The sequence below is a fragment of the Microbacterium sp. NPDC076911 genome, assembly GCF_040687125.1.
Lineage (GTDB): Bacteria > Actinomycetota > Actinomycetes > Actinomycetales > Microbacteriaceae > Microbacterium.
In genome coordinates, this window is record NZ_JBFBMP010000006.1 from 169,966 (window position 1) to 190,244 (window position 20,279).

Annotated in this window: 22 protein-coding genes; 14 read left to right on the top strand and 8 right to left on the bottom strand. The window is 61.2% G+C overall.

Annotated elements, in window-relative coordinates; all coding sequences use genetic code 11:
- Window positions 1-13: 13 nt before the first annotated feature.
- The 6 genes from AB0O81_RS11245 (at window position 14) to lnt (ending at window position 7,093) form a co-directional block, all read left to right on the top strand.
- Window positions 14-952 carry a WYL domain-containing protein gene (locus AB0O81_RS11245; protein WP_363584543.1) on the top strand — a complete coding sequence of 313 codons (939 nt, stop codon included), beginning with the start codon at window positions 14-16 and terminating at the stop codon, window positions 950-952.
- The gene (locus AB0O81_RS11250) at window positions 949-1,911 is read left to right on the top strand and encodes a WYL domain-containing protein (RefSeq protein WP_363584274.1); all 963 of its coding nucleotides are present in this window, start codon (window positions 949-951) and stop codon (window positions 1,909-1,911) included. Before AB0O81_RS11245 ends, AB0O81_RS11250 begins: the two co-directional genes overlap by 4 nt.
- Window positions 1,912-1,970: 59 nt before the next feature.
- Window positions 1,971-2,231, top strand: coding sequence for a Sec-independent protein translocase subunit TatA (gene tatA / locus AB0O81_RS11255; RefSeq protein ID WP_363584276.1), 261 nt, complete (start codon window positions 1,971-1,973; stop codon window positions 2,229-2,231).
- Between the two features lie 67 nt (window positions 2,232-2,298).
- Window positions 2,299-3,060, top strand: coding sequence for a twin-arginine translocase subunit TatC (gene tatC, locus AB0O81_RS11260; RefSeq protein WP_363584545.1), 762 nt, complete (start codon window positions 2,299-2,301; stop codon window positions 3,058-3,060).
- Window positions 3,057-5,555 carry a DEAD/DEAH box helicase gene (locus tag AB0O81_RS11265; RefSeq protein WP_363584280.1) on the top strand — a complete coding sequence of 833 codons (2,499 nt, stop codon included), beginning with the start codon at window positions 3,057-3,059 and terminating at the stop codon, window positions 5,553-5,555. Before tatC ends, AB0O81_RS11265 begins: the two co-directional genes overlap by 4 nt.
- Window positions 5,555-7,093 carry an apolipoprotein N-acyltransferase gene (gene lnt, locus AB0O81_RS11270; RefSeq protein WP_363584282.1) on the top strand — a complete coding sequence of 513 codons (1,539 nt, stop codon included), beginning with the start codon at window positions 5,555-5,557 and terminating at the stop codon, window positions 7,091-7,093. The genes AB0O81_RS11265 and lnt overlap by 1 nt, the downstream gene beginning before the upstream one ends.
- 31 nt (window positions 7,094-7,124) lie before the next feature.
- Here the strand turns inward: lnt and AB0O81_RS11275 are convergent, their stop codons facing one another.
- The 4 genes from AB0O81_RS11275 to AB0O81_RS11290 all read right to left on the bottom strand — a co-directional run bounded on the left by AB0O81_RS11275 (window position 7,125) and on the right by AB0O81_RS11290 (window position 9,949).
- A complete protein-coding gene (locus tag AB0O81_RS11275) occupies window positions 7,125-7,505 on the bottom strand; it encodes an RNA polymerase-binding protein RbpA (protein ID WP_337337850.1) in 381 nt (126 codons plus the stop codon).
- Window positions 7,506-7,610: 105 nt separating this feature from the next.
- On the bottom strand, window positions 7,611-8,405 hold the full coding sequence (locus AB0O81_RS11280) for a glycerophosphodiester phosphodiesterase family protein (protein ID WP_363584285.1): 795 nt from the start codon (window positions 8,403-8,405) through the stop codon (window positions 7,611-7,613).
- Complete coding sequence (locus AB0O81_RS11285; protein ID WP_363584287.1) at window positions 8,398-9,462, bottom strand: SPFH domain-containing protein; 1,065 nt, start codon at window positions 9,460-9,462, stop codon at window positions 8,398-8,400. Before AB0O81_RS11285 ends, AB0O81_RS11280 begins: the two co-directional genes overlap by 8 nt.
- Window positions 9,455-9,949, bottom strand: a complete 495-nt coding sequence (locus tag AB0O81_RS11290) for an NfeD family protein (protein ID WP_363584289.1) — start codon at window positions 9,947-9,949, stop codon at window positions 9,455-9,457. The genes AB0O81_RS11285 and AB0O81_RS11290 overlap by 8 nt, the downstream gene beginning before the upstream one ends.
- Window positions 9,950-10,072: 123 nt before the next feature.
- Between AB0O81_RS11290 and AB0O81_RS11295 the strand changes: the two genes are divergently transcribed.
- Window positions 10,073-10,837 carry an SDR family oxidoreductase gene (locus AB0O81_RS11295; protein WP_363584291.1) on the top strand — a complete coding sequence of 255 codons (765 nt, stop codon included), beginning with the start codon at window positions 10,073-10,075 and terminating at the stop codon, window positions 10,835-10,837.
- Between the two features lie 3 nt (window positions 10,838-10,840).
- Window positions 10,841-12,826 carry a S9 family peptidase gene (locus AB0O81_RS11300; RefSeq protein ID WP_363584293.1) on the top strand — a complete coding sequence of 662 codons (1,986 nt, stop codon included), beginning with the start codon at window positions 10,841-10,843 and terminating at the stop codon, window positions 12,824-12,826.
- Window positions 12,827-12,894: 68 nt separating this feature from the next.
- Here the strand turns inward: AB0O81_RS11300 and AB0O81_RS11305 are convergent, their stop codons facing one another.
- Both AB0O81_RS11305 and AB0O81_RS11310 read right to left on the bottom strand, forming a co-directional pair.
- Window positions 12,895-13,449, bottom strand: coding sequence for a DUF308 domain-containing protein (locus AB0O81_RS11305; protein ID WP_363584295.1), 555 nt, complete (start codon window positions 13,447-13,449; stop codon window positions 12,895-12,897).
- Window positions 13,450-13,565: 116 nt separating this feature from the next.
- A complete protein-coding gene (locus tag AB0O81_RS11310) occupies window positions 13,566-14,486 on the bottom strand; it encodes an AEC family transporter (protein WP_363584297.1) in 921 nt (306 codons plus the stop codon).
- 67 nt (window positions 14,487-14,553) lie between these two features.
- On the opposite strand from AB0O81_RS11310, the gene AB0O81_RS11315 reads away from it, so the two are divergent.
- Window positions 14,554-15,282: a phosphotransferase gene (locus tag AB0O81_RS11315; protein WP_363584299.1), complete on the top strand. Its 729-nt coding sequence runs from the start codon at window positions 14,554-14,556 to the stop codon at window positions 15,280-15,282.
- 191 nt (window positions 15,283-15,473) lie between these two features.
- Window positions 15,474-16,415, top strand: a complete 942-nt coding sequence (locus AB0O81_RS11320) for a hypothetical protein (protein WP_363584301.1) — start codon at window positions 15,474-15,476, stop codon at window positions 16,413-16,415.
- On the opposite strand, the gene AB0O81_RS11325 is transcribed toward AB0O81_RS11320, so the two are convergent.
- Entirely contained in the window at window positions 16,393-16,917 is a 525-nt protein-coding gene (locus tag AB0O81_RS11325) for a hypothetical protein (RefSeq protein WP_363584303.1), read from the bottom strand. The two genes, AB0O81_RS11320 and AB0O81_RS11325, sit on opposite strands and share 23 nt — an antisense overlap.
- A gap of 186 nt (window positions 16,918-17,103) precedes the next feature.
- Between AB0O81_RS11325 and AB0O81_RS11330 the strand changes: the two genes are divergently transcribed.
- The 4 genes from AB0O81_RS11330 to AB0O81_RS11345 all read left to right on the top strand — a co-directional run bounded on the left by AB0O81_RS11330 (window position 17,104) and on the right by AB0O81_RS11345 (window position 19,508).
- A complete protein-coding gene (locus AB0O81_RS11330) occupies window positions 17,104-17,595 on the top strand; it encodes a universal stress protein (RefSeq protein ID WP_363584305.1) in 492 nt (163 codons plus the stop codon).
- Between the two features lie 274 nt (window positions 17,596-17,869).
- The gene (locus AB0O81_RS11335) at window positions 17,870-18,265 is read left to right on the top strand and encodes a hypothetical protein (protein ID WP_363584307.1); all 396 of its coding nucleotides are present in this window, start codon (window positions 17,870-17,872) and stop codon (window positions 18,263-18,265) included.
- 22 nt (window positions 18,266-18,287) lie between these two features.
- Complete coding sequence (locus AB0O81_RS11340) at window positions 18,288-18,896, top strand: hypothetical protein (protein WP_363584309.1); 609 nt, start codon at window positions 18,288-18,290, stop codon at window positions 18,894-18,896.
- Window positions 18,897-18,944: 48 nt separating this feature from the next.
- Window positions 18,945-19,508 carry a hypothetical protein gene (locus tag AB0O81_RS11345; RefSeq protein ID WP_363584311.1) on the top strand — a complete coding sequence of 188 codons (564 nt, stop codon included), beginning with the start codon at window positions 18,945-18,947 and terminating at the stop codon, window positions 19,506-19,508.
- Window positions 19,509-19,521: 13 nt separating this feature from the next.
- Here the strand turns inward: AB0O81_RS11345 and AB0O81_RS11350 are convergent, their stop codons facing one another.
- Entirely contained in the window at window positions 19,522-20,268 is a 747-nt protein-coding gene (locus AB0O81_RS11350; RefSeq protein WP_363584313.1) for an SUMF1/EgtB/PvdO family nonheme iron enzyme, read from the bottom strand.
- Window positions 20,269-20,279: the final 11 nt, after the last annotated feature.

A 20,279-nucleotide genomic window follows, 5' to 3' on the forward strand; every position in this document is an offset into this window, starting at 1 on the left:
GGTAGTCGCGCTTATGGCGACTGAGCAGGGACTGACGAAAGACACGATCCTGACTTCGGTCGCTGGTTATCGAGAACTGCATGAAGCAGGATCGTCCAAGGCCGCGCTAGAGAAGAGCTTCGAGCGCGACAAGCTGAACCTGCGCAAACTCGGTGTTCCCATCGAGACGCTGGGAGAAAGCAGCGACCCTGATGATCTGCGGTCAGCCCGCTACCGAATTGCTATCGGTGAGTATTCGCTTCCCGATGACATCGAATTCACTCCCGCAGAAGTAGCGCTGCTGAATCTTGCAGGCGGCGTGTGGGGTGAGGGATCGATGACGGATGCTGCGCGAAGTGGGCTGCGCAAGATCCGCGCGCTCGGGATCGAGGTAGACGAGCCGATCATCGGATTCTCGCCGCGTATCAGCATCCGCGAACCATCCTTTGTGCCGCTTGAGCAGGCCATAGACCTTTGTAAGGCTGTCACGTTTTCTTATCTGAAACCGGGGGAGCGTTCTGCGCGTACACGCCGACTGCAGCCGCTAGCGCTGGTCGAGTATGAAGCCCGTTGGCATGTCTATGGGATTGACCTCGACGCCAAGGCCGAGCGCACCTTCTTGCTGTCGCGTGTCGTCGGCGATGTGGCGATCACACGACAATCGTTTGATCGTGAGCTGCGCGAAAGGGCGGGTGAACGCGCGATAGCTGGGCTTGAAGCGGTAGCCGCGCGAAACTCAGCCCTGCTCGAAGTGAACCCTGGCACTGAAGCAGCACTTCGGCTGGCGCGACGGGCCCCGATTGCCGAGCCGATCGAGCAGGGTATTCGTGTGCCGTTCGTCGACATCCATATCTTTGCTGACGAACTTGCGTCTTATGGTCCTGAAGTGCGTGTTGTAGAGCCTGCCGAACTGCGGGAACAGGTCGTTCAGCGCCTTGTCGCTGCGCGAGACCTGCACGGAGTCGCATCATGAGTGAACCTCGCCACCTCGTAGCCACCGACCGAGCGGCCCTCATGCTGCAACTCGTGCCCTACCTCGTCGGGCAGGGAGAGGTATCCGTCGAAGACGCCGCTCGAGAGTTCGACGTTACGCCCGAGACGATGCGCGCCATGGTCGAGAAGCTCACCGTGATCGGTCGCCCCGGTGACGGAGGCTTCTGGCAGATGCCCAACGACCTCTTTGATATCGACTGGACGCTGCTCGATGAGCAAGACCGCATCGCGCTGACAAACACGGTCGGTCTGGAACGCAGTCCGAAACTGACCGCCCGCGAAGCTGCGGCGCTGCTTGCGGGGCTGCAACTAGCTCGTTCGCTTCCAGGAATCGGCGACTCTGAAGTGTTTACTGGCTTGCTCGGCAAACTCGCGCGTGGCGCATCGGGAACCCCCGTCGACGTGATCGTCGCCCCTGGCCCCGTCGACGAGGTGCGTGACGTCGTTGCCACCGCGCTTCGTGATCGAGTGGCGGTGTCGTTCACCTACAAAGCGCCGGATGCTGAAGCCACTACCCGCACGGTCGACCCGACGAAAGTACAGATCGCGAATGGTCAGTGGTATCTGCAGGGCTGGTGTCATCTTCGTGAGGCTATGCGCACGTTCCATCTGGAACGCGTCAGTCATCTTGAGCTGACGGATATTGCGATCACCCACACCAGCGACTCGCCGCAGGCATGGTTTGATCCTGCAGATGAAGATCTGACAGCCGTTGTGCGCTTTTCGGATGACGTCGCGCCCCTACTAGGCGACTACCTCGAGCGAGCGCGCCTCGAGTCTTCGCGGGGCGTGAGTACCGCCACCATGCGGGTCGCAGATGAATTGAGCCTTCGAAGGTTGGCAACTCGCCGTGCGGGCGCCGTCGAGATTGTGCGGCCGGCTGGAGCGCGACGAGCTGCGGCTGAATGGGCTGAAGCCGGCCTCGCTCAGTACTCTTAGTGAGTTTGCGGGGTTAGACTACCCACACGTACTACGCAATCCCTGGAAGGATTACACACATGGGAATCCAAGGCTGGCAGTGGCTCCTCATCCTCGCCGTGATCCTTCTGCTCTTTGGCGCAGCGAAACTTCCCGCTCTCGCGAAGAGCATGGGACAGTCCGCTCGAGTGTTCAAGGGCGAGATGAAGGCGATGAAGGACGAAGATAAGGCTGATGCAGAAAGCCCTGTCAACTCGACTCCTGCCCCCTCGACTTCGAATACGGTGACTCCAAGCGAACCGTCTTCGAACACGGGCAGGACTCCCGACTCGACCCTGTAGCCCCTTCGTGGTGACCACTGAGCCGCCGCGCACGGGAGATTCACACTCCCCAAAGCGCGATCGGCGGATGTCGCTTGGCGCTCATTTGGTGGAGCTGAAGCGACGATTGCTGATCGGCGCCATCGCGCTCGTAGTCGGAATGGTCGTCGCTTTCATCGTGACCGACCCTGTCTTGAGACTGATCACCGAGCCGATTCGAATCGTCGCGGAGAGCCGCGGTGAAGGGTCGGCTGTTGAACTGGCGTTTAGCAGCGTGACTGCAGGATTCGATCTGCGCCTGAGAATGTCGTTTGCTATCGGTCTGTTGATTTCCGCTCCTGTGTGGATTTGGCAGGTGTGGGCCTACATCATGCCCGGTCTGACTCGCAAAGAGATCCGTTACACAATCGGATTTGTGGCTGCTGCGGTCCCGCTTTTCTTCGCTGGCTGTGCGACCGGGCTCTATGTGATGCCCAACATCGTGAGCCTGATGGCGACGTTCGTTCCTGAGGGCGCTGCGGCGTTTTACGACGCGATCTACTACTACGACTTTGTTTTCAAACTGCTGTTGTTTGTCGGAGTCGCCTTTGTGCTTCCCGTGTTCTTGGTGGCGCTCAACCTCGCCGGAATCATTTCCGGGCGTGCGATTCTTCAGGGCTGGCGCCTGGCGATCATCATTGCTGTGGTGTTCGCGTCTCTCGCGACGCCGCCCGCCGACATTGCCACGACATTGCTCCTGGCTGGCATTTTGACAATGCTCTTTTTTGCCGCGGCTGGCTTGTCGATGCTTTTTGACCGGCGCAAAGCGAAACGCGATGCGGCATTTCTATCATCGGAGGCACCCGAGTGAGTGACGCCGGTCCTGCGGAGCGATACGCACGAGCGCGCCAGATTGCCGAGCAGAACCGGAGCCATGCGATCACGGCTGACTTCGCCGCATCTCAGGAATTCGAACTCGACGATTTTCAGATCGAAGGGTGCCGCGCGCTAGAAGACGGCAAAAGCGTGTTGGTTGCCGCCCCCACAGGTGCGGGAAAGACGATCGTCGGCGAGTTCGCCATTCACCTGGCAATGCGTGAACCGGGTGTAAAAGCCTTCTACACGACACCGATGAAGGCGCTTTCCAACCAGAAGTTTCGAGAGCTTCAGCAGGTTTATGGGGAGTCTGAGGTAGGGCTGCTCACGGGCGACACGAATATCAACGGCAATGCGCGTGTGGTCGTGATGACAACCGAAGTGTTGCGCAACATGCTTTATGCCGACTCACCAGCGCTTCGCGGTCTGCGGTACGTCGTCATGGACGAAGTTCACTACCTTGCAGACAGGTTTCGCGGAGCGGTGTGGGAAGAAGTCATCATTCATCTTCCGCCCGCGGTGCGGATGATCTCACTTTCTGCGACGGTGTCGAACGCTGAAGAATTCGGCGACTGGCTCGATACGGTACGTGGCGACACCGCCGTGATCGTGTCGGAAATTCGTCCGGTGCCGCTAGAACAGCACGTGCTGGTGCGAGGCGATCTGCTTCCGCTCTTCGATGACCGGGCGGGCATTGCAACCGCTCAGGTCAATCAAGAGCTCATGCGAATCCGCTCCTTCAAAGGCGGCAACTACGAGAATAATCGACGCGCGCAATCGTCGAACAGTGCACGACACGGTGGCTATCAGTCGTCGCGGCGCCGATCTAAACATGGCAACAAGCCACCGGCGCGTCCCGCGAATATGCCGCGCATGGAGCGCATCGACCGCCCTGAAGTCATTGCGCTGCTGGACCGCGCAAATCTGCTTCCCGCCATCTTCTTCATCTTCTCTCGTGTTGGTTGCGATGCTGCCGTTCAACAGGTGCGCCGCTCGGGCTTGCGGCTGACGACGGCCGAGGAGCGCGCTGAGATTCGCGCGACCGTAGAGGAGCGCACTCGTGCCTTGCATGACGAAGACCTTGCTGTGCTCGGCTATTGGGATTGGCTGAGCAACCTCGAGAGGGGCGTGGCGTCACACCACGCTGGCCTGCTTCCTGCGTTCAAAGAAGTCGTTGAGGACTTGTACCGCCGCCGCCTCGTGAAAGTCGTGTTCGCGACCGAGACACTCGCGCTGGGCATCAATATGCCGGCACGGACCGTGGTGCTTGAGAAGCTCGAGAAGTTCAATGGCGAAGCGCGCGTGGCTATCACCTCAGGGGAGTACACCCAGCTCACCGGACGTGCCGGACGGCGCGGCATCGACGTCGAAGGCCACGCGGTCATTCAGTGGGCCGAGGGGTTAGACCCGCAAGCCGTCGCCGCGCTTGCTTCTCGCCGCACCTACCCGCTCAATTCCAGCTTCCGGCCGACATACAACATGGCCGTCAACTTGATCGATCAGTTCGGGCGGCCGCGCGCACGCGAGATTCTCGAATCGTCGTTCGCGCAGTTTCAAGCAGACCGCGCTGTGGTGGGTCTGGCGCGCAAGGTGCGCGAGCAGGAAGAATCGCTCGCTGGCTACAAGACGGCGATGAGTTGCGATCGCGGTGACTTCGCGGAATACTCCGGCATTCGACGTGAGCTCAGCGATCTCGAGCGAACTAACCGCAAAGATGCGAACGCGTCGCGTTCTACCCGAGATGCACGCCAAAAGCAGCTGGCTACGTTGCGACGTCGCATGCAGCGACACCCCTGCCACCAATGCCCAGAGCGCGAGGATCACGCACGCTGGGGTGAGCGCTATTGGCGCATGAAGCGCACTACCGACCAGCTTCGTCGCGAGATCGACAATCGCACCGGAACAGTGGCTCGCATCTTTGATCGTGTCGTTGATGTGTTGCACACCCTGTATTACGTGAACATCGACGATGAGGGAGTCGTGAGCCTCACAGCTGCGGGGCGCACGATGCGACGCATCTATGGCGAACGTGATCTGCTTGTGGCCGAGTCCATTCGCCAGGGTCTGTGGAACAAGCTCGACGCGCCGTCACTTGCTGCACTGGCGTGCAGTCTTGTTTACGAACCGCGCCGTGATGAATCTGGTTCGGGGGAGCGGGCCCTGCCGCGGGGCGCTTTCCGCGTGGCGTTGGCAGAGACTTTGACGCTATGGCAAGAGCTCGACGACCTCGAACAAGACCACAAGCTGCCGGGTTCCGAACCGCCCGCTGCGGGGCTTGCTCAAGCAATGTACTCATGGGCGCGCGGCGGCATGCTCGATTGTGTGCTCTCTGAAGCCGATATGGCAGCGGGGGACTTTGTGCGCTGGTCTAAGCAGACAATAGATCTACTCGACCAGCTCTCGTTGGTCGCTGACGCTCCGCTGGCCACGACTGCTCGCCAGGCCCTTGATGCGGTCCGGCGCGGCATAGTGGCGTACGGCACCGTCTGATGAACCCTCGTCCGATCTTGCCCCTGTGGGCAGCTGCCATCGTTGCTGCTCTCGCTGGCGGCGTGCTTGATCTCGCCTACCCGTCGCTGGGCTGGTGGCCGTTCGCCTTTGCTGGCGTCGCTCTTGTGCTCGTGACGCTTATCGGTAGGTCGGCATGGGGGTCGGTACTTGTTGGATTCGTCTTCGGCGCGTCGTTCTATCTGATTCACATTGTGTGGATCACGCGCTATCTGGGCGTGGTTCCCTGGTTCGCTCTCACCGCTGTCGAGACGGTCTTCATGGCGTTCGGGTCGATTCCGATCGCCTTGGCCTATCGATGGATGCCTCGACTGTCATCGTCGCGATGGGTCCGCCTGATTGCACTGCCTGCACTCGTGGCTGGGCTCTGGACGGCACGTGAACTGTTCATGGGCGCATGGCCCTACTCGGGCTTTCCGTGGGCACGAATTGGAATGAGTCAGTCAGAGAGCCCGCTCGCGCATATTGCCTCGTGGGTGGGCGTCGCTGGGCTCACCTTCCTCATGGTAGCTTTCACCGCAGGCGTGATCGAGTGGATTCGGCTTGCACAGTGGCGGCAGGTCCGCACGGCCGTGCCAGCCGCGAGCGTCGGCTTGCTGATGCTCGTGCTACCGGCTTTTCCCACCACCCCCGCCGGCGACATGCGGGTCGGCAGCGTGCAGGGCAACGGACCGTCGGGCTACTTCGATGAACGCACCCCCAATGCGGTGCTCGGTGCGCAACTCGAAGCATCCGAACCTCTCTTCGGCGAAGAGATGGATGTGCTGCTCTGGCCAGAGGGCGGAATCGACTCAGACCCGCTGACGAACTCAACAACGGCCTTCACCCTCGACGCCCTGGCGAGACGGGTGGATGCCCCGCTGCTCGTGAATGCGGCAACCACACGCGGCGATGACACCTTCAATACCTCGATGTTGTGGGTCGGCGGCGAAGGAGCGGTGCAACTGCATGACAAAGCAAACCCCGTTCCGATGGGGGAGTACGTGCCCGATCGTTGGTTCTTCGAGCCGCTCGCACCTGATCTGGTCGGTTTGATACAACGCGAGTACACGCCGGGCACCAACCCGCCGTTCTTCGACGTCAATGGCATTGGGGTTGGCTTGGCCATCTGCTTTGACGTGATTTATGACCGTGTCATCTGGGACGGCGCCCGAGATGGCGCACAGATCTACATGTTCCAGACGAACAACGCAGATTTTCGCGATACTGACGAGAACCTTCAGCAGCTCGCCTTCGCCCGCATGCGAGCTATTGAAACGGGTCGCTCGGTAGTCAACCTGTCGACGGTCGGCACGAGTCAGGTGATCGCGCCGGACGGCTCCACGATCGACGGCATCGCCGCGGACGTTGCTGGCCATATGCTCACCGAGGTGCCGCTGCGCACCGGCCTCACGCCCGCGGTCGTCATCGGTCCTGCGGTGCAGTTAGTACTCGGTTTTGGCAGCGTGCTCGTTCTTGTCTTGATCGGCGTGCGCGTCAAGACCGCTGCGCGTGGGCGCACCAAAACGCCGACCCTCTAGGAGGGCCGGCGTTTACGGGGGATCGCGTCAGCTAGGCGCTGATCTTGGCGCTTGCGGGCTCACTGGTGCCGCGGCGCTCACGCAACAGAGCGAGGCGCTCTTCAAGCAACTCCTCGAGCTCCGGAAGCGTGCGACGCTCGAGCAACATGTCCCAGTGGCTACGGGGCACCTTGTCGCCTGAATGGTCGACGGTGGCCGTGGTGTCGCCAACACGCAGGAGTGCCTCGGCGCCGCAGGTGCGGCATTCCCAGGCCTCTGGAACCTCTGCGTCAGCGGCAAAGGTCAGCGTGGAATCGTTTTTGCACGTCGTGCAGTGGTAGGTGTGCTGTGCGCGTTCATGGAACACGACGCCCTCTTCGCTCTGTAAGCTCTGGGCGCCGAGTCGGATGCCGCGAAGGCTGCGGTCTGCCATTGTGTGGTCCTCTCGTCGCTACCTATCAGGTATAACGGGGCCACCTGTGCAGAAGGTTGGAACGGTGCCCGTTAACGACCATTCACAGTTGATGCACAGCCGCTGTCAGGGCTTTAGCAGGGCGAGTGCATCGGCGGCGCGGTCGGTCACAATTCCATCGACTCCTAGCGCAACCAGTCGCCGCATGTCGTCGGGTTCATTCACGGTCCAGACGTGTACTTCGACGCCGTGTCTGTGTGCAGCCTCGAGCAGTCGCGGGCTCACCACGCGCAGTGCCCCGTGCCGCTCGGGTAGCTGCAACGCGTCAACGCCGTCTAGTGCGGCAGCGACGCCTCGCCGCGAGTGAATGGTGAGGGCGAAGATCAGGCGCGCGACCGTGCTCCACCCGGCTGACGTAGCTGGCCGTTGTTGAGGGTTCGCGGCCAGCGCGGCCTCAAGGGCTCGGAGTCGTCGCTGGTCAGAGAAGCTGGTCAGTAGAACTCGATCTGCAAAGGGACCGACGATGGTGCCTGCGGTTTCTGCCGCCGCATCCGCTTTCACATCAATGTTGAACCGAACGCCGGGGAACGACTCGAGTGCCTGAGCGAGGCTAACCAGGCCGCCGCGCTCAGCCATGAGCTGCTCGAGTTCTCTCAACTCGATTTGATCGATGCGCCGTGGGTCGCCAGCTACGCGCACCAGGTCGTCGTCGTGAAAGAGCACGGCGACGCCGTCGCGCGTGACATGGCAATCAGATTCGACGTAGACCGCTCCCGCTGCGTGTGCTGCCGCAACAGCGGCAAATGAGTTCTCGACAATGCCCGCCGCGAGGGCGGCATCGGTCACTAAGCCGCGATGGGCGAGGGTGCGAGGTGTCTCAGAGGCATCAAACCACGGGTGCTGCGCCAGCCGCTCAGGCATCCGATCCGGGTGTGGGTGCGGTCCGAGCTTCGGTCGCGATTGAGTCTGCCTCGGATGCCGCCTGTCTTGCTGCAGCCACGGCCTCGTCAGCGGTGGCGCGGGTGGTCGACTCGCGTTTCGGCTTTGACGCGCCCGTCGCGTCGCTCGGCGCCGCGTTTCCAGCACGCCCCGCGAAGGCTTCACCGATGCCTTGTAGTGCCTGCGTGAGTTCGCTAGGCACGATCCATAGTTTGCTCGAGGGGCTATCCGCGATTTTCGGTAGCGTCTGCAGATACTGGTAGGCCAGCAGCTTCTCATCGGCGTCACCGACGTGAATTGCGTTGAACACCATCTCGATGGCTTCAGATTCGCCCTGTGCACGGAGCACCGAGGCGAGCTTGTCGCCTTCAGCGCGCAAGATCTCGGCTTGTCTGCGACCTTCTGCTTCAAGAATCTGTGACTGCTTGGAACCTTCAGCAGTGAGGATCGCAGCGCGACGGTCGCGCTCAGCGCGCATCTGCTTTTCCATCGAGTCTTGGATTGAAAGGGGCGGATCGATTGCCTTGAGCTCGACGCGAGATACGCGAATGCCCCACTTGCCGGTCGCCTCGTCGAGCACTACCCGTAGCTTGCTGTTGATTTCGTCGCGGCTGGTAAGTGCCTCTTCAAGGTTCAACCCGCCGACAACGTTGCGAAGCGTCGTTGTCGTGAGTTGTTCCACTGCGCCCAGATAGTTTGCGATCTCATAGGTAGCCGCCCGCGCGTCGGTCACCTGGAAGTAGACCACTGTGTCGATGGAGACCACGAGGTTGTCTTCGGTGATGACCGGTTGCGGCGGAAACGACACGACTTGCTCGCGCAGATCGATAAGCGGTCGAACGCGATCGATGAACGGAACCAGGATATTCAGACCGGGCGAGAGTGTGCGTTGATACTTGCCCAGGCGCTCGACAACTCCGGCGTTGGCTTGGGGGATGATGCGGATAGAGCGAAAGATCACCACGACCACGAATATCGCGATGACGATCAGCAGGATTACGACGAATATCTGGCCGATGAAGGCCCCAACGTCAACCATGTGTGGTGGTCCTTTCGAGAGTATTGGGGGGAGTGGCCACCTCAACGGTGGCGCCAAGAACCCGGGTTACTGATACTCGGCTACCGACCGCGATCAGTGAATCTGAGACGCCGTCGGGAAGCCGCGCAGACCACGTTTCGCCGTTATCGAGCTTCACGGTTCCGTTGCCTTCGGCGAATGCCCCGACCACGCGGCCAGACATACCGACTATCGCGTCGACATTCATTGGCACGTTGGCAGAGCCGCGGCGCAGTGCTTTCAGTAGCAGCGGACGGATCGTGAAGAGCAGCAATGCCGAGACAACGGCGGCGGCTGCTATCTGCAACCACCAGACGCCACCGAGCAGGTTCACACCGAGGCCACCGACCAGCGCGCCCGCCGCCAGCATGAGAAATGTGAACTCGAGCGTGAGCAGTTCGATGATGACGAAAATCAGCACGAGGGCAAGCCAGAGAATCCACATGTACTGGGTGAGATCTGGCAACATCGCCCATCCTTTCGATGACTTGTTTGAAGACTATCAACGAGGGGGTTAGTAGGGCCCGATTGGTAGGGTCGAATATGGTTTCACCGTTCGGTGGAATCGCTCAGAACCACCCAGGAGTGCACAATGACACAGCCTCTCGCTCAGGGAGCGCTCACCGGCCGTACGGCCCTCGTGACCGGATCTTCTCGTGGTATCGGCGCCGATACGGTGCGATACCTAGCCGAGGCCGGCGCAAACGTGGTGGTCAACTTTCGCAACAAGGCCCCCCGTGCAGAGAAACTCGCGCGCGAGTTGCGTGAACTGGGAGTGCGGGTGCTCGTCGTGGGCGCTGACCTGACAGACCAGGCTTCGGTCGACGCTATGTTCGCAGAGGTCGAGTCCACGTTCGGGTCGCTCGACATCTTGGTGCTCAACGCCTCCGGCGGTATGGAATCCGGTATGGCTGAGGACTACGCCCTCGCGCTCAACCGTGATGCGCAGGTGCGAGTTCTTGAGGCAGCCACCCCGTTGCTACCGAACGACGGACGCGTGGTCTTCGTCACCAGCCATCAAGCGCACTTCATTCGAACGACCCCAACGATGCCGGAGTATGTGCCCGTCGCGCTCTCGAAGCGTGCGGGCGAAGACGCTCTGCGCGAGATGATTCCTGCTCTCGCGGATCGCGGCGTCGGATTTGTCGTGGTATCGGGCGACATGATCGAGGGCACAATCACCGCCACGCTGCTCGAACGTGCCAACCCTGGGGCGATTGCCTCGCGTCGCGACTCGGCGGGCAAGCTCTACAACGTGTCAGAGTTCGCGGCCGAAGTCGCGAAGGCTGCGCTGGAAGAGGTTCCAGAAAACAACACGAAGTTGGTGGGCGACGTTTCTTCGTTCGTAGGGGAGTGATCGATGCGCGCGCAAGACATTGAGACGCTGGTTTCGGTCGGGCGCCCGACCCTCGCAGCAGATGCGACGTTCGCCATCTTTGCCACGTCGCGACCCGATGTTGCGGCTAACCGTGATGTCGGGCAACTATGGCGAGTGGAGTTGCCCGCAGGCACGCTGACTCGCATGACTCGCGGCGTGTCCGACAGCTCGCCGCAGCTATCGCCCACCGATGCGAGCGTCGCGTTCTTACGCGCTGACGCCAAGGGCAAGCCGCAGGTCTATGTTGTCGCCGCCACTGGTGGTGAACCCGTGCAGACCAGTGATGCCCCGCTCGGTGTATCCAGTTTTGGCTGGTCGCCCGCGGGAGATTCGATTGCGTTCGTTGCGCGGGTTGCAGAGCCGGGGCGCTATGGCGACGTCGAGGGCTTGGATGCTTCCGCCGAAGCGCCGCGACACATCACCAGCATCCGGTGGCATGCAAATGGTCTTGGCTACACCGGTGATCGTCCTGCTCACGTGTTCATCGTCGACGCCCCAGATCTGGATGCCGAGCCCTTCTACGAAGCGGCGCCGGCCGTCGTCGATGCCAACAGCCCCGCGCCTGAAAAACGGGTGTTGCAGAATCTGCCCCGGCAATTGACCTTCGGTATGGCTTCGCACGCCGGAGTGGTCTTCAGCGAAGACGGCACCGAGATTCTCACCGTTCCCGATCTCGCGGAGAGCACACGGCGCGATCTTCGGAGTCGTTTGATCGCGGTTGCGGTGGACGGCACCGGGGAGCGTGAGATCGTTGGCCTCGAAGCGAGGCTGTCAATCGGTGACGTTGCGATCGCGCACGATGGCGGCATCGCATTGCTCGCTCACGAACTTCCGCGCAGCGATGTGGACTTTGTTGCACCGATGGTTGGACTCTGGGCTGTCGATGAGGGCGCTCCGCGACGTTTGACGGATGCGACGCTTGATCTCGGAGAAGTGGGCAGCCACGTTACCTGCATCGATGGCGGCTTTTTGGTGCAGGACCGCACTCACGGGCGCCTGAGACTCGTGAAAATCTCGGCGACGGGAGACGCGGAAGAGGTGCTCGGGGGCAACGTCGAAGTCACCGCTCACGCGGCAGCAGCGGGGACGGTAGTCGTCGCCGTGCAAGGGCAAGATTCGTATGGTGAACTCGTCGCTATCGAGGGCGGCGAAGCTCGCACACTGACCTCGTTTGGTGCTGCTGCTGGCAGCGCGGGGATCGTGGTTCCTCGTGAACTCACGATCGAAGCCCGCGACGGGTATCCCGTGCATGGGTGGGTAGCGACACCCGCAGGCGATGGACCTTTTCCCGTCATCTTGCAGATTCACGGCGGGCCATATGCCTCATACGGTATTCACTTGTTCGATGAGACTCAGGTGCTCGTCGATGCCGGATACGCGGTGGTTTACTGCAATCCCCGTGGATCGGCTGGCTACGGGCGCGAGCACGGACTCAGCATTCGCGGGCAGATGGGCACCGTTGACTTTGCCGACGTGATTGATTTCTTGGATGCCGCGATGGCTGCCGATTCTCGGCTCGACAGCGAGCGAGTTGGCGTCATGGGTGGCTCCTATGGCGGCTACCTCACGGCGTGGATCATCGCTCACGATCACCGTTTCGCCGCGGCGATTGTGGAACGCGGCTTTCTCGATCCGGTGTCGTTCCAGGGAACGAGTGATATCGGTACTTTCTTCGGAGATGAGTACGTTGGTGTTGATACGGCTGCGATGATCCGTCAGAGTCCCATGGCCGTGGTGGAAGAGGTCTCGACTCCCACGTTTGTCGTGCATTCTGAACTTGATTTCCGTTGCCCGCTCGAGCAAGCCACACGCTATTTCTCTGCGCTGAAGCGAAACGGCGTCGACGCTGAGATGCTCATCTTTCCAGGTGAGAATCATGAACTCACCCGTGCGGGTCAGCCGCGTCATCGTGTGCAACGCTTCGAGGCTGTGCTCGCGTGGTGGGCGCGCTACCTTCCGGCTCAGTAATACACTAATACACGCAAAAGAGGAACGGCCCGGAGAACCCGGGCCGTTCCTCTTTTACAGGCTCTTGGTCAGGCCTTCTTGCCGTACATGAATGCACGCACGACGTTGATGATACCGAGCACCACCAGCATGATGCCGAGCAGCCACCAGAGCGCGAATGCGCCCCACAGCGGTGTGAAGACCAGGTACAGTCCGGCGATAAGGCTGACGATCGCAAAGAAGATCGTCCAGCCTTTGGAAGAAGCATCGCCGATTGTCGTGAGCGACACGATGCCCTCAACGACCCACATGATTCCGATCAGAATCGCGAAGAACACTGCGAACCATCCGGTAGCTACCTGGAGGTTGGCGAACATGATGATGCCAGCGGCGATGAAGACCAGGCCAAGTACGATGTGACCGACGCGAGCCCAACCGCCCTTGTGCTTCGAGAAGATACCGAGGCCACCATAGATAAGGCCGGCTGCGATTGCGTATACGGCGATGATCGCGGTAACGACGGAAGCGGTCGCGCCGGGCCATGCGAGGATCAGTACGCCGACGATAATTGCGAGGAGGCCGCCGACGCCGAGCGCGGTGCGGATTCCGTTGATTGCCGATTTTTCGGCGGATTCCATTGACATGCGTGGGCCTTTCTGGGAGTTAGCTGTGAGCGTGCGGGATACAGTTTAGACCTCGTTGTGACGCGCGGCGAACGCTCTTGGGGGAGTGTTGCAATCTTCTGGTCGCTTGAGTCCGGTTATTTGAGTAGCAGGGTGATCAAGATCAGCACAGGGACGCAACCGATGGTGGTGACGAACACGGTATCGCGAGAGATCGTTTCGCCTATGCCGTAGCGCTGCGAGTAGTTGAATACGTTCTGCGCGGTCGGCAGTGCTGCGAGCACGGTGATGACGAGCACATCGTGGTTGCTCAGTCCAAAGATGTATTCGGCTACGGTCCATGCGATTAATGGCATCGCGATGAGTTTGAGCGACGACGCAAGCATGATGTCTCGTCGTCGGCCAGGCGATGACAGCACGCGTTGCCCATGAAGTGAGATGCCATAGCTGATGAGCAAAATGGGCACGCAGGCGTTGGCGATGAGGATTGCTGGCTCGATCACGATCGGCGGGAGCTCAATTTGCGATACCGACACGAGGGTGCCGAGTGCCGAGCCAAGCACGATGGGGTTGGTGAGGGTGCGCCCGATTGTGCGCCACACGCTCGTTCGCCCGGAAGTGACAGCATCCATGATCGCGATTGTCACGGGAGTGAACACGAGCAATTGCAGCAGGATGACGGGCGCAGGATAGGCAGCGCTACCGAGTAGATAGAGCGAGAGGGGGATGCCGATGTTGTTGGAATTGACCTGTCCCGCCGACAGCAGGCCGATCACAGTCTCGCCCACAGAGCGGCGCCACACGAAGCGGGCGATAAGCGCGTAGGCCAGAAAGACAGCGACGGCGGCGATCGCTGATACCGGTAGCAGTGCAGAGAACAGGGTCTGGACGTCTGCTTGCGAGAGCACGACGAACAGCAGAAAGGGCGATAGAACAAAAAACGTCAGCCGTGCGAGAACAGGGCGTGCATGCTCGCCAAGGAGGTCAATTCGTCCGATGATCCAGCCGACGACGATCGCCACGCCCACGACGGCGAATCCGGTGAGCGACTCCAGCATGAGCAAAGCCTAGAGATGTGTTTGTGAAGACGCCGAATCGACTCAATAGATCTGGAAGACTGGCGGCGTGGAGGAGCAGCTGGCGGGCGGCAATATGGCACCCGTCTTTCGAGTGGGCGCGACGGTGCGGCGTGAGACAGGGGAGTGGACTCCTGCCGTGCACCGACTGCTGGCTGCCTTGACCTCGATTGACGAGGTGCCAGCGGTGATCGGGCTCGATGATTTCGACCGCGAGGTGCTGACTTTTCTGCCCGGCGACATGCTGGCCGGTGCAGATGCGACCGTGTTGTGGTCTGAGCGCATTTTGGTTTCGTCAGCGAGATTGCTTCGAAGAATGCACGATGCGTCGGTCGAGCTCGCGGGCGACCCGAGCTTGGTGTGGCGTTCACCGGCGCATCGGCCGAGAGAGGTGATTTGTCATAACGATTTCGCGCCCTACAACTTGATTGTGCGTGGGGGTGTGCTGAGTGGGGTCATTGACTTTGATTTCGCGTCACCAGGCTCGCGTGTGTGGGATCTCGCGTACCTCGCGTATCGGTTGGTGCCGTTCGCTGAAGACGCACCACACGCGGAATCGCTGGATCGGTCGCAGCGCCTTGCGGCACTGATCAACGCCTATGGCATGTCGTTCGCGCCCGACGATGTTGTGAGCGTGATTGTGCAACGACTCGATGAACTCGAGTCGTTTACGCTGGCGCGGGCCAGTGACACAGGTCATGCCGACTTCTTAGCTCATGCGGCTATGTATCGTCGGGATGCTGAACGGCTGAAGCTCTGGAACGCCCGTAATTCATAAACACCGATAATGCACATTATGACAATCCGTCTGGAAGTGCTCCCTCCCTCACGCCCTCCTGTCGATCGGCATCATTGCTGGAGTGCTTCGGCGATAGCTACCCGCATGGAGTCCGCGGCACGCGCGGCGAGAGCAAGCATGGCCACGAGTGCGCCAGTCTTAGGAATGCCTGCGGTGGCGGTGATCTGAGCGTGTCGACGCAAGAACGGTATCGCCGGCTGCTGCGCTGGTATCCCCGATCGTGGCGCGACGCCCATGGTGAGGTCGCACTCGGAACCATGCTGGATCTCGCTGAGAGCGAGGACCGTGTGCGCCCCACGGCGCGCGACCATGTTGCCGCAGTCATCTACGGGCTGGGGGCTCGTTTGACCGTCGCCGCGGCCCTCGGGTCCGCTCTGGTTGGGCTAGTGCTGGCGGCGGTTGCTGGACTCGTGGCGGTCTGGGACGTTTCGACCGTGTCGGTCCTGGATGCTTCGTGGGTGCTGCCGGTGCTGACCGGCGGCGTAGTGCCACTTTTCACTGCATTCAGCCTCGTCGCGATCGCGCGCGACCGAGGTTTTGTATCGTCGCCACGTGCGCGTGCGCGTGCGCGTGCGCTTGCCGGGTTGGTGCTCGCCACGGTCGCTCTGAGCCTCGGCGTGCTAGCCCAAACGGCGTGGAGTCTCGGCTTCGACTTCGTCGACGAGGAGGCCGCGGCGACCGGCCTCGCCACGCTCTTTCGACCGCTCTTCGTTGCCGGTTGGTTCTTTGGAGCCACTGCGATCGCTGTTCTCTTGGCGGGCTTGCTGTCGCGGACGAGCATTCCCCGCGGGTTTGTGATCCTCCTATCTGCAGTCTGCGGCCTTGTTGCCCCTCCCTTTGTCGGTGTCTCGCTACTCTCCCCCATCGTCTCGCTGATCGTCGCCATTGCCGCGCTCACGCTACTGTCCCGGCGACAAGCGGCCTCATCCCCCTGGTGGCGGTGGCATACGCAATTTGGGGCACTCGCAGCCTGCACGCGGCACCGAAGCGCGGCGGCCACAAGAATGAGCGGGCGAGAAGCGACAAGATCATCAACCAAGTACGTCCCATCGCCGACGCATGAGCCGCTGCGGGTGACGTCGGATGAGACTATTCGGGCGTGCGAAAGATGAACCGGTCGGCCGGCGACCAGAGGTGCTGGTCGTCGCACCGAAAGCCTCGCAGCCACGGTTTGCCGTCGATCGTTCGCAGGTAAAAGCCTTTCGGAAACTCATCATCTTCGCGCAACGCGCGCGCGGCTACGGTCACGGAGCCTGTCGGCGCGCGGCCCGAGCTCAGCACCGAGTCTGGGGCGGACTGCTGCTGTGCCAGTGCAAACCGCAAGTACGGACCAGCGACGGCGGGACACAGCAGTAGTCCTTGGCATGTTGCCCGTGCGTAGATCTGGGTGAGTGTCGCCCCATCGGCAAGTCCGATGGCGGCCACTGAGCGCTCCGCAATTGATATGACTTCGCCCTCACCGACGTCGTCGAATGCCGAGTCGTCTAGGAGCGTGTTCGCATGTTCGTTCAATAGCGTGCCGCTCGCGTGGAGTCTCGCCAACAACACTTCGCGCGAGAGATGCCCAACAAAAACACGACGGGCTACGTCGTCGGCTCGGGCTCGCGTTGTCATCTCTAGAGAGTACGGCGTCGGTCGTTACGACGTGAAGATCCGTGCTGCGGACGAAGACGGGACCATTGGCCCTACCTCGCCGCGCCTTCGTCGCGCACAGTTAGGTGACCGCAAACGCCGGCCACGCGTCGATCTACGCGAACCGGTACGCGCCTCTTCATGAAGCGAACCGGAAGGATGAGCGAAGTGAACGACACCACCGACCAGAGGCCGATCATCGTCGGAGTCGACGGGTCTGCCGGCTCCATCGACGCCCTACGTAAGGGCGCTGAACTAGCCCACGCACTCGGCGCGCCTCTCGAGGCGGTCACAGTGTGGCAGTTTCCTGCCCTCTACGACGGTTCATTTGTTGCCGCGAACTGGTCCCCCGAGGAAGACGCAAAGGACGTCCTCGTTGCGACGATCGCCGCAGCATTCCCTGACGGCCCGCCCGAGGGGCTCAAACGATCCATTGTTGCCGGGCCAGCGGCGGCAGCGCTGCTTGACTTAAGCGCTGACGCGGCCATGATCGTCGTCGGCAGTCGCGGGCGAGGCGGATTCCTCGGTTTGCTTCTCGGATCGGTGAGCACCGCGTGCGCACAGCACGCGCGTTGCCCGGTTCTGATTATGCACGCGACGAAACCAAACACGAGTTCGAACGGCGAGAAGACCTCGCGATCTGATGCCGATGGCCGCTGAGGCAGTGACATCCACCCGCCCAGTGCCAGCGGGAACCTACGAGCCGCCCCATGCCCATCCGGCAGCCCGGGTGCTCGAGGGCCGCTGACCGCCTTGCAGTGGCTCCTTGCGCTGGCATACGGCGTAGCGTGCTTCATCGCGATCGAAGCGATCAAAGCCATCGGTCGGCACTTTCAGGCGAAGCGAACACTGCAACGATGACCATCGGCGTCGCGTCGCTAGACCTCGCTCTGACATCATCGATGGGAATCTCCACGACGAAAGCAGCCTGCGCATGACAATGACCGACGATGAGTTGCTAGACGCGTTCGAGCGAGGAACGCTGAGAAGCTTCCCCCACCGAGAGCATGTGCGCGTCGCGTACCTGCTGCTGCATCGAGATGGCTTCGACGATGGTTCGCGCAACATGAGCGAGGGAATACTCACTATGGCGATCGCGGCGGGGTTCGAGAACAAGTTTCATGTCACTCGCACGATCGCATGGTTGCACGTGGTGCAGGCAGCAATGCTCAGCAGTGGCGACGCTACTGATTCGCAGGACTTCGTTGATCAGCATCCCGATCTGCTCGATCGCGATCGACTGTCACAGCACTACTCCCCCGAGGCTTTGAAATCGGTCGCGGCCCGCCAAGCGTTTGTTGAAACTGATCGCGAACCGTTCCAGCCCTGAAAAGCAGACGTAGGATCGATTGATGATCAAGCGGAAGCGTGTTCCTGCACTCGTTGCTTTTCCCCTGGCTCTCACCGTGGCCCTCGGGGGATGCGCCACTGGGGCATCAGACGTCGAGAACGACGAAGTCTCCCCGGCAGTCGCTGAGCTAAGCGAACGCTTGGGCGAGACGACAGTGGCGATCAGTGCCTGGCACGACGCAGAAGATCTCGCGGAGCTCAAGCAAGCGGCCGAACAGGTGCGCAACCTCGTCACGGGCGAGGTTGGCCCATACTACGGCGATGCCGATGGTGACGGAACGGTCTCTGGAGCGATGACGGTGGGGGTACTACCTGGCCTCGAAGGCGAACCAGGTCTCGCGAGCATCATCGAAGGCGACTGCCTTGAGCAGGATGTCTTAGGCGGCGACTGGTCTGACCCTGCAGAGCGATGGCAAATTCTTGACGACGCAATCGTGGCATGGGCGCCCACGAATAACACCTTTCCGTCGCTTCCGAGCCACCCGCAACGCACAATCGGCTGGGCCACGCTTGCCCTGAACGAAGACGACCTCGAAACCGCGCGCGAGTTCGCTAGCCACGCGCAACTGCACATCAATGTGACGGCTGCCGCGCTGCAAAACTGCAAATGAACCGTCGCGCGGCATCCCCGACACCACCCACACCGACAGGAGCGACACATGATCGACTTTCCTATGCACGACGAAGAATCCGCACCAGAGGGCAGCAAAGAGCTTCTCGCAAAGTCGAAGAAGCAGAACGGCCGCATTCCGGGCCTTCACGCGACCATGGCTGAAGCCCCGGGCCTGCTGGACGGCTACCAGCAACTGCACCGTCTCTTTCTCGAGTCGAGTTTCAACGACGACGAGAAGACTGTCGTGTGGCAAACGATCAACGTTGAGCACGAGTGTCACTACTGCGTGCCCGCACACACTGGCATTGCCAAGCGCATGAAGGTTGACGATGCGATCACCGAGGCCCTGCGCGATGGCACTCCCCTGCCCACCGCCCGCCTCGAAGCGTTGCGTACCTTCACTCTCGAGATGGTTCGCGAGCGCGGCAACGTGGGCGACGCCGAGCTGCAGGTATTTCTCGACGCAGGTTTTACCAAGCGTCAGGTGCTCGAAGTCGTGCTCGGTCTGTCACAGAAGGTGATGTCGAACTACACCAACCACCTTGCGCACACTCCCCTAGACGCCGCGAACGAAAAGTACGCGTGGGATGGCGTCATCGTTCAGCCGTAGGCGATGTGGCTGATCACGTAGAGCGCGGTGTCCATCCGAAGGGAGTTGGGCCACCGCGCTCTGCACGTACTTGGTCCGTGGCGGCCGACCAGCCCTGCGCAGCATCCACTGAATCGAATCCGCCACGAGCCAGGCGAAAGCCGACATCGTCGTGGTGCATTCGAGGTGCTCCTCCGCGCCGAACTGATGCGCGAACGCTCCACGCATCATCGGCGAAGCCGCCACCTCGAAAGACTCGATAGTCGTTGTATCGTGCGGGATCCAGCAGATCCCAGCACCACTCCCAGACATTGCCGAGAGTGTCGAAGAGCCCATTGAGATTGGGATGCTTGCCGCCGACATTCTGCGGCGCGCTGACGCCGTCTGTGCTTGTCCAAGCGATCTCCGCAAGCGGTCCGTAGTGAGGGGTCGTGGAACCCGCCCGGCAGGCAAACTCCCATTCCGCTTCGGTTGGTAGACGGAACCCGTCGGAATCGACATGCCAGGTCACATCTTCGCCGTCGAAGCTGTATGCGCTGTCGAGACCTTCCCACTCCGATGCCGCGTTGCAGAAATGCACAGCCCGCAACCAGCTGACGTCGCTTGCTGGGCGACGCGGGAAAGCGGCCGAAACACCAAGGATCTCGGCGAGCTGTGACTGGGTCACCGCGTACACGCCGATCTCAAATGCCTCAAGGTTGACGCTCCGGCGGCTCTCGGTTCGTGCGTCGTGCAACGTGACATTTCCGCCTGCCACCCGCGTCATTTGAAAGTCGTCCACTCAGGAACTCC